General features: G+C 73.5%; 10 protein-coding genes. 1 reads left to right on the forward strand and 9 read right to left on the reverse strand.

The window, feature by feature from the left end; all coding sequences use genetic code 11:
• Positions 1–8: 8 nt before the first annotated feature.
• Positions 9–284 (forward strand): DUF6343 family protein, encoded by a 276-nt coding sequence (locus tag AB0P03_RS28420; protein WP_363585870.1) that lies wholly within the window; start codon positions 9–11, stop codon positions 282–284.
• A 116-nt stretch (positions 285–400) separates the two neighbouring features.
• Here AB0P03_RS28420 and AB0P03_RS28425 read toward each other — a convergent pair whose 3' ends face one another.
• The 9 genes from AB0P03_RS28425 to hpnC form a co-directional block, all read right to left on the reverse strand.
• On the reverse strand, positions 401–1,810 hold the full coding sequence (locus tag AB0P03_RS28425) for an aspartate aminotransferase family protein (protein ID WP_363631516.1): 1,410 nt from the start codon (positions 1,808–1,810) through the stop codon (positions 401–403).
• Complete coding sequence (gene dxs / locus AB0P03_RS28430) at positions 1,800–3,710, reverse strand: 1-deoxy-D-xylulose-5-phosphate synthase (protein ID WP_363585868.1); 1,911 nt, start codon at positions 3,708–3,710, stop codon at positions 1,800–1,802. The genes AB0P03_RS28425 and dxs overlap by 11 nt, the downstream gene beginning before the upstream one ends.
• Positions 3,711–3,836: 126 nt before the next feature.
• The gene (gene hpnH / locus AB0P03_RS28435; protein ID WP_063350100.1) at positions 3,837–4,865 is read right to left on the reverse strand and encodes an adenosyl-hopene transferase HpnH; all 1,029 of its coding nucleotides are present in this window, start codon (positions 4,863–4,865) and stop codon (positions 3,837–3,839) included.
• A 2-nt stretch (positions 4,866–4,867) separates the two neighbouring features.
• Positions 4,868–5,548 carry a 1-hydroxy-2-methyl-2-butenyl 4-diphosphate reductase gene (locus AB0P03_RS28440; protein WP_350875555.1) on the reverse strand — a complete coding sequence of 227 codons (681 nt, stop codon included), beginning with the start codon at positions 5,546–5,548 and terminating at the stop codon, positions 4,868–4,870.
• Positions 5,545–7,629, reverse strand: coding sequence for a squalene--hopene cyclase (shc, locus tag AB0P03_RS28445; RefSeq protein WP_363616924.1), 2,085 nt, complete (start codon positions 7,627–7,629; stop codon positions 5,545–5,547). Before shc ends, AB0P03_RS28440 begins: the two co-directional genes overlap by 4 nt.
• A 7-nt stretch (positions 7,630–7,636) precedes the next feature.
• Positions 7,637–8,668: a polyprenyl synthetase family protein gene (locus AB0P03_RS28450; RefSeq protein WP_363585904.1), complete on the reverse strand. Its 1,032-nt coding sequence runs from the start codon at positions 8,666–8,668 to the stop codon at positions 7,637–7,639.
• Positions 8,669–8,958: 290 nt separating this feature from the next.
• Positions 8,959–10,395 carry a hydroxysqualene dehydroxylase HpnE gene (gene hpnE / locus AB0P03_RS28455; RefSeq protein ID WP_363631518.1) on the reverse strand — a complete coding sequence of 479 codons (1,437 nt, stop codon included), beginning with the start codon at positions 10,393–10,395 and terminating at the stop codon, positions 8,959–8,961.
• A gap of 142 nt (positions 10,396–10,537) precedes the next feature.
• A complete protein-coding gene (gene hpnD / locus AB0P03_RS28460; RefSeq protein ID WP_350875695.1) occupies positions 10,538–11,395 on the reverse strand; it encodes a presqualene diphosphate synthase HpnD in 858 nt (285 codons plus the stop codon).
• A 41-nt stretch (positions 11,396–11,436) separates the two neighbouring features.
• Complete coding sequence (gene hpnC / locus AB0P03_RS28465; protein WP_363585865.1) at positions 11,437–12,384, reverse strand: squalene synthase HpnC; 948 nt, start codon at positions 12,382–12,384, stop codon at positions 11,437–11,439.
• Positions 12,385–12,555 lie beyond the last annotated feature (171 nt).

Genomic DNA, 12,555 nt, shown 5'->3' on the forward strand with positions numbered 1-12,555 from the left:
GAACGGCCATGCGCACCACCACCCCGCGACGGCCGTGGCGCAGCGGCACCGAGCCGGCCACCGCCCGCAGCGACCTCAAGCTCCGCTACCTGCTGTCGCTCACCTTCACACCGCTGTTCGCGCTCGCGACGGCGGGCTTCGCGATCTGGGCGGCGGCCTCCCCCGCCAACGGCGCCCCCAGCCAGGGGACCCTGACCGGCTTCGCCGTCGCCTGCGGTCTGCTCACCCTGTTCGCCACCGTCGATCTCATCGTGGTCATCCGGCGCCGCCGGACCGAGCTCTGACACGGTGTCTCCCACGGAGTGGGAAGTCGGCCCGGCCGACTTCCCACTCCCGGGGCACTTCCGCAACACTTCCGCACCGCCACCGAGCACCCACCCAGAGCCGGCCCGGAACCGGCTCAGCGGCTGCCGACCGCCTGCTTCACCAGCGTCCGCCCGAAGTCCCACATCAGCCCGCTCCCCCGGTGAGCGTCATCCATGATGTCGGTGAAGGCGTCCACGAACCGGTCGACGTCGCGCTCCGTGATGATCAGCGGCGGGATCAGCTTGATCACCTCCAGGTGGTCACCGGACACCTGGGTCAGGATCCGGTGCCGCTGGAGCAGCGGGACGACCACCATCTGGGCGAACAGCCCCTTGCGCGCGGCTTGCAGGGCCGTCCAGCCGGTGCGCAGCTTGAGCGACTTGGGCCGGCCGAACTCGATGCCGATCATCAGCCCCCGGCCGCGCACCTCGGCGAGCAGCTCGTACCGGTCGACCAGCGCGGCCAGCCGCTCGCGCAACTGGTCGCCGACCTGACGCGCGTTCTCCACCACCTTCTCCTCGCGCATCACCTCCAGGGTCGCCAGTCCGGCCGCCATCGCCTGGGCGTTGGCGCCGAAGCTGGCCGAGTGCACCAGCACCCGGTCCATCGAGGAGTACACCTTCTCGAAGATCCAGCTCTTGCCGAGCGTCGCCCCGACCGGCACGTAGCCGCCGGAGAGCGCCTTGGCCGCGCAGACCAGGTCGGGCAGCACGCCCTCCTCGTGCTGGTAGGCGAAGAACTCGCCGGTACGGCCGATCCCGGTCTGCACCTCGTCGCAGATCAGCAGCGCCCTGTGCTCGTGCAGCAGGGCCTGCGCGGCGCGCAGCCAGCCGGGCGGCGGCGCCAGGACGCCCTTGCCCTGGATCGGCTCGACGATCAGGGCCGCGACATCGCCGCGCCTCAGCTCCTTGGCCAGCGCGCCGAGGTCGCCGAGCGGGATGGCGGTGTCCGGCAATAGCGGGTCGAAGCCCTTGCGGAAACCGCTCTCCCCGTTGACGGAGAGCGAGCCGGTGGTCAGCCCGTGGAAGGCGTGGTCGGCGTACAGGACGCGCCTGCGGCCGGTGGCGTACCGGGCGAACTTGAGCGCGGTCTCCACCGCCTCGGTGCCGCTGTTGCCGAAGAACACCCGGTCCAGCCCGGGCGCGTACGAGAGCAGCCGCTCGGCGAGCAGCCCGGGCAGCGGCGAGCAGTCGAAGCGGACCAGGTCCGGCAGGTCGAGGTCCATCACCTGCTGGATCGCCGACCGCACGACCGGGTGGTGGCGGCCCAGCGCGAAGATGCCGAAGCCGGCCAGCATGTCGAGGTACTCGTTGCCCTCGGCGTCGTAGAAGTACGGGCCCTTGGCGCGCTCGTAGTACTTGTCGAACCCGATGGTGTGCAGCATGCGCGGCAGCTGCGGGTTGAGGTGGCGGCCGTGCAGCTCGTACCGCTCGGCGCCGCGTTCGGCGATCAGCGCGGCGAGGTCGAAGCTGGCGGCGGCGGTGCGGTCGGGGTCAGCCGGCATGGCGCTGGTTCGCTCCTCGGTTCGGTAGCAGGTTCTTGGCGAAGACGGCGGTCTGCGCGGCGACTCCGGTGCCGGTCAGGCCGGTCTCCTCCAGGATCTCCCCGCGGGCGGCGTGGCCGAGGAACTCCTGCGGCAGGCCGAGCACCCGCACCGGCACGTCCACGTCGGCGTCGCGCAGCGCCTGGGCGACGGCGGCGCCGACGCCACCGGTGCGGCCGTTGTCCTCGACGGTGACGACCAGCCGGTGGGCGGCGGCCAGTTCCGGCAGGGCCGGGTCGACCGGTTTGACCCAGCGGGGGTCGACGACGGTCGCGGTGAAGCCCTCGGCGAGCAGCAGCCGGGCGGCGTCCAGGCAGGCGGCGGCGGTGGTGCCGACCGCGACCAGGAGGATCTCCGACGGCCGGCCGGTGCGCAGCAGGACGTCCATCCCGCCGATCCGCTCGACGGCCGGCACGGCGGGCCCGATGGTGGCCTTGGGGAAGCGGACCACGGTGGGGGCGTCCGCGACCTCGACGGCCTCGCGCAGCTGGGCCCGCAGCTGGTCGGCGTCGCGCGGGGCGGCGAGCCTGAGGCCCGGGACGACCTGCAGGATCGACATGTCCCACATGCCGTTGTGCGAGGCGCCGTCGCTGCCGGTGACCCCGGAGCGGTCGAGGACGAAGGTGACACCGAGCCGGTGCAGGGCGACGTCCATCAGGACCTGGTCGAAGGCCCGGTTCAGGAAGGTCGCGTAGACGGCGACGACCGGGTGCAGGCCGCCGGTGGCGAGGCCGGCGGCGGAGGTGACGGCGTGCTGCTCGGCGATGCCGACGTCGAAGGTGCGTTCCGGGAAGGCCTTGGCGAAGCGGGCCAGGCCCACCGGTTGGAGCATGGCCGCGGTGATCGCCACCAGGTCGGGCCGCTCGGCGCCGAGCGCGACCAGCTCGTCGCCGAACACCGAGGTCCAGGACACTCCGCCGCTGGGCGAGATCGGCAGGCAGGTGTACGGGTCGATCGGGTTGACGGCGTGGAAGCGGTCGGCCTCGTCCTGTTCGGCGGGCCGGTAGCCGCGTCCCTTGACGGTGAGGCAGTGCACGATGACGGGGCCGCCGAAGTTGCGCGCCTGGCGCAGCGCCTGTTCGACGGCGCCGAGGTCGTGGCCGTCGATCGGCCCGAGGTACTTCAGCCCGAGGTCCTCGAACATGCCCTGTGGCGCGAAGGCGTCCTTGAAGCCCTTCTTGGCCCCGTGCAGCGCGTCGAAGATCGGCTGGCCGACGAGCGGGGTGCGCTGCAGCGCACCTTTGCCGAGGGCGAGGAAGCGTTCGTACCCCTGGGTGGTGCGCAGGGTGGCCAGGTGGTTGGCGAGGCCGCCGATGGTCCTGGCGTAGGAGCGCTCGTTGTCGTTGACGACGATGACCAGCGGCCGGTCGCGGGCCTCGGCGATGTTGTTGAGCGCCTCCCAGGCGAGCCCGCCGGTGAGCGCGCCGTCGCCGATCACCGCGACGGTGTGCCGGTCGTGCTGGCCGAGCAGTCGGGCGGCCTTGGCGAGGCCGTCGGCGTAGGACAGGGCGGTGGAGGCGTGCGAGTTCTCGACCAGGTCGTGTTCGGACTCGCCGCGCGAGGGGTAGCCGGAGAGCCCGCCCTTCATCCGCAGCCGGGAGAAGTCCTGGCGGCCGGTGAGCAGTTTGTGGACGTAGCTCTGGTGACCGGTGTCGAAGACGATCCGGTCGTACGGGGAGTCGAAGACCCGGTGCAGGGCGATGGTCAGCTCGACCACGCCGAGGTTGGGCCCGAGGTGTCCGCCGGTGCGGGTGACGGCGTCGATCAGGAACGCGCGGATCTCGTCGGCGAGCAGGGGGAGTTCGACCGCCGGAAGCTTTCGCAGTTCGGCCGGGGACGTGACGCTGGAGAGCAGTGACATGGGTACACCTCACGACTCGGAGTGGTGCGGTGGTGCCGCCGCCCGGCGGGAGCGGGGCCGGCCCGGGCGCGGGGCCCGGGCCGGACGGGGTGTCCTCGGGAGCGGTGGCGCGGTCGAACGACCGGCTCAGTGGCCGCGGTTGGCGCCGATGGTCTCGGTGATGGCGCGCAGCGACTCCTTGAGCGAGCCCATGGTGGCGAGTACGGCGGTCGGCTCGTAGCCGCAGTGCGCCATGCAGTTGGCGCAGCGCGGGTCCTTGCCGCGGCCGTACTTGCTCCAGTCGGTCTTCTCGACGAGTTCGCGGTAGGTGGGCACGTAGCCGTCGGCCATCAGGTAGCAGGGCCGCTGCCAGCCGAACAGCGAGTAGTTGGGGATGCCCCAGGGGGTGCACTCGAAGTCGGCCTTGCCCTCCAGGAAGTCCAGGAAGAGCGGGCTGTGGTTGAGCCGCCAGCGGCTCCGGTTGCCGCCGGCGAAGGCCTTGCGGAAGAGCTCCCGGGTCTGGTCGACGCCGAGGAAGTGCTCCTGGTCGGGGGCCTTCTCGTAGGCGTAGGCCGGGGAGATCATCATCTCGTCGACCTTGAGCTCGTCGTTGAGGAAGTCCAGCACCTCGATGATGGTCTGCGGGGTGTCGGTGTTGAAGAAGGTGCTGTTGGTGGTGACCCGGAAGCCGCGCCGCTTGGCCTCCTTGATCGCCGCCACCGCCTCGTCGAAGGTGCCCTCCTTGGCCACCGACTCGTCGTGCCGCTCGCGCATGCCGTCGATGTGCACGGCGAAGGTGAAGTACGGCGAGGGCTTGAACTTGTCCATCTTCTTGCGCATCAGCAGCGCGTTGGTGCAGAGGAAGACGTACTTGCGGCGCTCGACGAGCTGGCGGACGATCTCGTCGATCTGCGGGTGCATCAGTGGCTCGCCGCCGGCGATCGAGACCATCGGGGCACCCGACTCCAGGACCGCGCCGACCGCCTGGGCCACCGGCATCCGCTGCTTCAGCACACCCGCCGGGTGCTGGATCTTGCCACAGCCCTCACAGGCGAGGTTGCAGGCGAACAGCGGCTCCAGTTCGACGATCAGCGGGAACTTGTCCCGGCGCTTGAGCAGCTTCTGCTGCATGAGGTAGGTGCCGACCCGCACGGTCTGGCGCAACGGCATGGCCATGGCTAGCTCGCCTCCTGGGGGAGCGTCGAGGATGTGGGGTGGTTCAGGTCCGCGGGGCCGGGCCGGGACTCCTGCCGGTACCAGTCGACCAGGGCGGGTACCGCCGCCCGCAGGGTCCGCCAGGCACGCACCCCGGCCGGGAGGGTTCCGAGCCGCAGCAGTTCGCGCTCGGGGGTGTCCACGACCACCCGCAGGACGGCGGCGGGCAGCGTCGGCCGCCGTTCCCGCAGCGCGGCCAGCACGGCGGCGGCCTCCATGTCGACGGCGAGCGCGCCCTGGAGGTGCAGGGCCCGCCGTTCGAGGCCGCGGACGACGTGGTCGGCGGTGTGGTGCACCCCGGCGTGCGCGGTCAGGCCGAGCTCCTTGAGGGCCCTGGCGAGCTCCGGTCCGGAGTCGACGGGGTACAGGTGCCCCTCCGCGTCGCGCACGCCGTCGGCGACCACGATGTCGCCCGGCAGCACGCCCGGACCGACCGCGGCGCCGAAGCCGGCCACCACGACCGCGCCGTAGCCGCCGGGGGCGGAGCCGAGCAGCCGGCGGACGGTCAGCGCGGCCCGCCGCCGGCCCATGCCGGTGCGCACCAGCACCGGCGGCCCGCCGGCCGCGCCGCGCCAGTCGCCGCCGCGCAGCGCCCAGACCTCGGGGCCCAGCGCGCAGAGCACCAGCAGCGGTGCGGTGGTCACCGCGCCGCCCCGATCGCCGGGGTGTCGCCGTTCCTGCCGCCGAAGGCGGGGCTGCCGTGCAGGTAGCGGCCGAGCGCGGTGACCGGGAAGACCAACCGGTACAGGTGGTAGTTGATGGAGAAGTCCCACGGGAAGCCGGTGCCGGTGAACTGCGGCTCGTCCCAGGTGCCCTCGGGCAGCTGGGTGCGCACCAGCCAGTCCACGCCGCGTTCCACCGCCGGGTTGGCCCGGCCGTCCGGGCCCTCCCCGGCCGCGAGCAGCGCCATCAGCGCCCACGCGGTCTGCGAGGCGGTGGAGTCGCCGCGCCCGGCCCAGCGGGCCGGGTCCTCGTAGGAGCGCATGTCCTCGCCCCAGCCGCCGTCGGTGTTCTGCCGGTCCTCCAGCCAGCGGACGGCCCGCCGGATCGCCGGGTGCTCGTCCGGGACGCCGGCCGCGACCAGGGCGGGCAGCACCGAGCCGGTGCCGTAGATGTAGTTGGTGCCCCAGCGGCCGAACCAGGAGCCGTCCGCCTCCTGGTTGTGCAGCAGCCACTCGACGCCGCGCCGGGTGCGCCGGTCGCGGGCCCGGCCGGTCTCGGCGAGCATCTCCACCACGTGGGCGGTGACGTCGGCGGACGGCGGGTCGACCACCTCGCCGAAGTCGCAGAACGGCAGCTTGTTGGGCAGCGTGCTGGTGTTGTCGACGTCGAAGGCGCCCCAGGCCCCGTTCTTGGACTGCATGCCGAGGTTCCAGAGCACGCCGCGGTCCATCGCCGCATCGACCTTGGCCGGGTCGGGGTGGTCGACCCGGCCCAGCGCGAGCACCACCTCGGCGGTGTCGTCGATGTCGGGGTAGGTGTCGTTCTCGAACTCGAAGGCCCAGCCGCCGGGGGCCAGCGAGGGCCGCTGGACGGACCAGTCGCCGTCCTTGCGGATCTCCTCGCCGAGCATCCAGTCGACGGCCGAGACCAGCGCCGGGTGGTCGGCCGGCAGCCCGGCGTCGACCAGCGCGATGGTGGCCAGGCAGGTGTCCCAGACCGGGGACTGGCAGGCCTCCAGCCAGCGGCGGCCGTCCTCGGTGTGCACGGTGAAGCGGTCGAAGGAGGAGAGTCCGGCCTTCATCACCGGGTGCTCCAGCTCGTAGCCCTCCAGGTGCAGGGCGATCAGCGAGTACACGGCCGGCGGCTGGATGCCGCCCCAGCAGCCGTCGGCCTCCTGCCGTTCGACGATCCAGCGGCAGGCCTGCGAGACGGCGAGCCGGCGCAGCGGGCGCAGGGCCCGGTGGTGGTAGGCGTGCAGGACCTTGTCGAGGCGCTCGAAGAGGCCGTCCCAGCTGGTGGCGGGGGCGAGCGGCCGGTCGGGGTAGGGGTGGTCCGGGTCGGTGTGCAGCTCGGTGAGCGGGAAGGGCGCCGGACGGACGGGGCGGTGGGCCGAGACGACGGTCAGCGGGACGATGGTCTGGCGGGCCCAGCAGCCGAAGGCGTAGATGTTCAGCGGCAGCCACTTGGGCAGGAAGATGATCTCGGGCGGCATCTCGGGGAGCCGTTCCCACGGCCACCAGCCGAAGAGCGCGAGCCAGATCCGGGTGAAGACCCGGGCGGCCGCGATGCCCCCGGCCGAGCGGACGTACCGCGCGGCGGCCACCATGTGCGGGGCCTCGGGGTCGTCGCCGGCGAGTTTGAGGGCGACGTACGCCTCGACGGTGGTGGACAGTTCGGCCGGCCCGCCGTGGAAGGTGGCCCAGGTGCCGTCCTCCCGTTGCTGGGACCGGATCCACTCGGCGGTGGCCTTGGTCTGGTCCTCGGTCCGGATCCCGAGGAACTGCCGCAGCAGTAAGTCCTCGGCGTCCATCGTGACGTTGGTCTCCAGGTCGCCCTTCCACCAGCCCTCGGAGCTCTGCAGCGAGAGCAGGTGGGTGGTGGCACGGGCCAGGGCCTCCTGCGCGTCGGCCGCTCCGAGGTCCGCCTCACCGGCCGGCCGGAGCTGGTCGGTGTCTTCGGGCTGCCACCGCCCGGCGCCCAGCAGGGTCGGGGGGCGGTCGCCCACCGCGACCGGCTCGGAATCGTACTCAGGGTCGAGCCGGCCGTCCGCGGTTGCTGTCAACGTAACGTCACCTCTCTCGTACCACCACGAATTCGGCGAGTGCGACGAAGTGCTCGCGCACCTCGTCGGACATGGGCACCTCGTCCAGGGCGGCGAGGGCAGTCGTGTGCTGGCGGCGGGCTTCCTCCTGGGTCCAGGCGCGGCCGCCGGCCTCTTCGATCAGCGCGGCCCGGGCGGCGAGCTCGGGCTCGCCCTCCTCGCCGCGGCCCTTCGGGTCGGCCAGCTGCTCGGCGAGCCGGCGCGAGGCCGCGCCGCCCTCGGCCAACGCGGCGGCGACCGGCAGGGACTTCTTGCGCTGGCGCAGATCGCCCCAGTGCGGCTTGCCGGTGACCTCGGTGGCGCCCCAGATGCCGAGCAGGTCGTCCACCGCCTGGAAGGCCAGGCCCAGGTGGTGGCCGTAGCGCTCGAGCGGTTCGGAGACCTTGTCGTCGGCCCCGGCCAGGACGGCGCCGATCGCCGAGGCGGCCGCCAGCAGCGCCGCGGTCTTGCCGCCCTCCATCTCCAGGCACTCGGCGACGGTGACGCTGTCGCGCTGTTCGAAGGCGACGTCCATGGCCTGGCCGTCGATCAGTCGGCGGGTCGCCGTGGTGAGCAGCCGGACGGCCCGCGCGGCGTCGGTGGGGCTCGTACCGCCGGGCACCGCGGCGTCGAGCAGCACCTCCGTGCCGAGCGTCGCCAGGGCGTCGCCGACCAGGATCGCCTGAGCCGGACCGAAGACCGTCCAGGCGGTGGCCCGGTGCCGCCGGGTCTCGTCACCGTCCATCAGATCATCATGGAGCAGGGAGAAGTTGTGCACCAGTTCAACCGCGACCCCGCCCGGCACGCCGACCTCGGCGGCGGCGCCGGTGGCCCGGGCGGAGAGCAGGGCCAGGGCGGGGCGCACGGCCTTGCCGCCGTCGCCCTTGGACGGAGTGCCGTCCCGGTCGATCCAGCCGAAGTGGTACGCGGCGACGGTGTCCATCGGTGCGGCCAAACGGGCGACGGCGGACCGTAGCGGCGGGGTGCAGAGCGTGCGGCTGCGGGCCAGCAGCTCCGGCACCGAGACCGGTTCGGCGTGCGCCGTGCCTCCGACGGCGCTGCCGGTGCGTGACTCCACGTGCGTTCCCTCTCCCTCGTGGTGCCGGACCGCCCGGGGCTGCCGGGTGCTTGCGCTGTCGGTGCGGCTGGTGTCGATGTGGCCGGTGTCGATGCGGCTCGGGTCGGTGCGGCTGGTGCCGGTGTCACCGCTGTCAGTGCCGCCGGTGCGGCCGGTGCGGCCGGTGTCGTTCCCGCCGGTGCGGTCGACGGGAGGCCCGCCGGCTCTGGCGGGGTCCCCGGCGGCGCCCGCCGTCACCGGGGCCACCTCCCGTCGCCCCGGTCCACCGGGAGCCGGCTGCCGGCCGCGGCGAGCGCCGCGTCGGCCGCGGCGTGGCCGCTGCGCACGGCCCCCTCCATGGTCGCGGGCCAGCCGGTGGCCGTCCACGCGCCGGCCAGCAAGAGGCCGGGGACGTCCGTGCAGGCCGACGGGCGCAGCAGCGCGCTGCCGGGCGCCGGGTCGAAGGTGGCGGTGCGCTCACGGGTGACGAAGAAGTCCAGCACCTCGGCCCCGGCGGCGGCCGGGAGCAGTCGCGCCAGCTCCGGCAGGTACCGGCGGCGCAGCTCCGCGACCGGCAGGTCGATCTCGTCCTGGACGGCGGACTGCGAGAGCGCCAGGTACTGGGCTCCGGGGTGGGCCCGGCCGAGCCCGGTGCCGGCCAGGCCGGAGTGCGCGGTGCGGTCGAAGACCCACTGCACCGGGGAGCCGAGGGCGGCGAAGAACGGCCGCCGCAGCACCTTACGGTCGTAGACCACGTGCACGTTGAGGATCGGCGCGGTGCCGAAGTCGGCCAGCCGGTCCTGGCCGGGGAGGGCGTTCGGGGGCAGCAGGGCGGCCGCGCTGTCCTGGGCGCCGGCCAGCACGACGGTCTCGGCGGCGAGCGGCTCCGCGTCGCCTTCCAGATGGACGGCGTGCTGGGGCACCGCCGGCTTGAGCTCCGCGACGCGGGCGCGCAGCAGCACCTTCACGCCGGCGCGTTCCAGCTCGGCGAGCGCCCGGTCGTGGTGGATCACGCCGAGCGGGACGGCGGCCGTGCCGATGTCGGAGGCGCCCGGGTCGGAGAGCAGGCCGGTCTTGAAGACCATCGCCGCCAGCGCCAGCGACACCTGGTCGGCCCGGGCGTTCAGGGTGGCGACGCCGACCAGGTCCCAGAGCGCGGCGAGGGTGTTCGCGTTCTGCCCGTTGCGGCGCAGCCACTCGCCGAAGGAGATCTCGTCCAGTGCCGGGTCGGCAAGGTCCAGGCCCTGGAGCGCCAGCGCGCCGCGGACCACCCGGGCGCGGTCGGCCGGCCCGAGGTGCGGGTAGCGGGCGAGGCTGCCGGCCAGGTGCAGCGGGACGGGCAGGCCGGCCCGGCGCAGCCGCCCGAGGGTGCGCACCGGGGCCGCGTCCGGCCCGGAGACGGAGAGCACCGGGACGTCCAGCCGGTCCTGCAGGTGGACCAGCCGGGCGGCGCCGAGCCGCTCCAGCAGGCCGCGGTAGGCGGTGCAGCAGCGCAGGTACACGTGCTGGCCGTTGTCGACGGTCAGCTCGCCGCGCTGGAAGGAGAACGCCAGCCCGCCGAGCCTGGGCCGCCCCTCGACCAGCGTGACCCGGTGGTCGGCCTCGGCCAGCCGCAGCGCGGCGGTGATCCCGGCCAGGCCGCCGCCGACCACAACGGCGGCCGGGCGCGCGGCATCGGCTCGCCCGGTCATCGGCCCTCCCCCTCGCGATTGCTGGACCGCCCTGCGGCGGTCGCTCCGGCCGGCACGCTCGTGACCGGCCCGGTCGTGGTCAACACTGCCCTGCCCGCTTGTGATTCCCCGCTGACACAGCGTGACAGAACTGCGGTGAGAATCAAGAACGCCCCCCGGCGAGCCCGGAAAGCGCGACGTACGCCTTCTCCCAGCCCGGCAGCGAGACCCGGCCGCGCAGTACGGACTCGGGGTCGGCGGCGATCCGGCCGAGCAGCCGGTGGTAGATCCCCGCCATCGCGGCGGTGCAGGCCCGGCTGCGGCGGTCGAGCATGGGCAGCAGCCGCAGGCCCTCCTCGAAGGCGGCCTGGGCGCGGGCGGCCTCGAAGGCCACCAGGCCGGTGAAGTCGGCGCCGACCGGCGGCCTGGGCAGCGCGAAGCCCTGCTCGCAGCCGAACCGGGCCAGGTCCTCGGCGGGCAGGTAGGTGCGGCCGTTCAGGGCGTCCTCGCGCAGGTCGCGCAGGATGTTGGTGAGCTGCAGGGCCAGGCCCAGGGTGTCCGCGTAGCCCGCGCCGCGCTCGGGGTCGTCGCAGCCGTACACGCCGAGCGAGAGCCGGCCGACCGAGCCGGCCACGCAGCGGCAGTAGACCTTCAGTTCCTCGTAGGTCTGGTACTCGGCGCCCTTGAGGTCCATCTCGACGCCGTCGATCAGTTCGTCGAAGCCGCCGAGCGGGATCGGGAAGCGCCGGGCCGCGTCGGCCAGGGCGACCTTGATCGGGTCGGTGTCGTCCTCGGCGACCGCCCCGGCGCGGACCTCGTCCACCAGTTCCCGGGTGCGCACCAGCGCCTCGGCCTTGCGGTCGGACGGGAGGTCCCCGTCGCCGATGTCGTCGACCCGGCGGGCCAGGGCGTACAGGGCCGACATGGCCAGCCGCTTGGGTTCGGGCAGCAACCGGATGCCGTAGCTGAAGTTGCGTGCCTGAAGTCCGGTGACTGCCTCGCAGTACCGGTACGCCGCCATGACCTGGGCCGACGCCAGTGGTGATGCCGCCACTCGGGCGTTCACCTTCCCTTCGCGAAGATGGCCGCCGCCTTCGCTGCGAGGCGGCGCTTGTCAGGCTTCGCCTGCTGCGCGAGCACGTCGTACCCGGCGTCCTCGATGGCCGCCAGGGCCGCGTACCCGCCGGCGGTGAATCCCGCCAGGAGCAGTCGAAGCCTCCCCCGAACCGTACCTACCAATGGCGCGCCGCGGTCGAGCAGGGTGCGGGCCCGCTGCACCTCGAAGGCGATCAGCTCGCGCACCGGGCCGCCGGCGGTGGGAGCGGCGAGGTCCGCCTCGGTGACGCCGAACCGGGCGAGGTCCTCGGCGGGGAGGTAGATCCGCCCGTGGGCGAGGTCCTCGGCGACGTCCTGAAGGTGTTCGACCACCTGGAGGGCGCTGCAGATCGCGTCGGACAGCTCGATCCGCTCGGGGGTGGAGACGCCGGCGATGGCCAGCACCAGGCGGCCGACCGGGTCGGCGGAGAGGGTGCAGTAGCCGATCAGGTCGTCGTAGCCGGCGTAGCGGGTGGTGGTCTGGTCCACCCGGTTGGCCTCGATCAGGCGGCGGAACGGCTCCGGGGTGAGCCCGTGCCGGTCGACCAGCGGCACGAGGCTGCGCAGCAGCGGGTGGCGGGGGCCCTCGGCGGCTCCCGGGTGGAACGCCGCCTCGAAGACCCGGTCGAGATCGTGCTCCAGTCCGTCCAGCAGTGCGAGGCGGAAGGCGACCTGCCGCGGAGTCGGCGGGCCGGACTGGGCCGAAGGGGTGGCGGGAGGCGTGGCCTCGACCCCGAGCAGGGCGGCGGTGGCGGCCGGATCGGCCAGGTCGCCGTCGCCGGCGTCGTCGACCAGCCGGGCGTAGCCGTAGACGGCCATCAGGTCGTCGCGCCAGGCCGCGGGCAGGAAGAACGGGGCGACCGGGAAGTTCTCCGCGCCCGCCTTGTCCAGGGTCTCCCCCGCGGAGCGGTTCACCGACGTATCTCTGGGCTGGGCCGAAGCCGACACTGCTGTCACTCCCCCGTTCTACACCGCTGGGCATCACCGGCCCGACTCGGACACGCGTCCGAGCGGGGGCGCCACCTCCGGCACACCGCCCCCGCGCATACAGCCTGACACCACGGGGCGCGCCGGAGAAGAGCGCCC

The organism is Kitasatospora sp. NPDC088779, assembly GCF_040685395.1.
Classification (GTDB): Bacteria; Actinomycetota; Actinomycetes; order Streptomycetales; family Streptomycetaceae; genus Kitasatospora.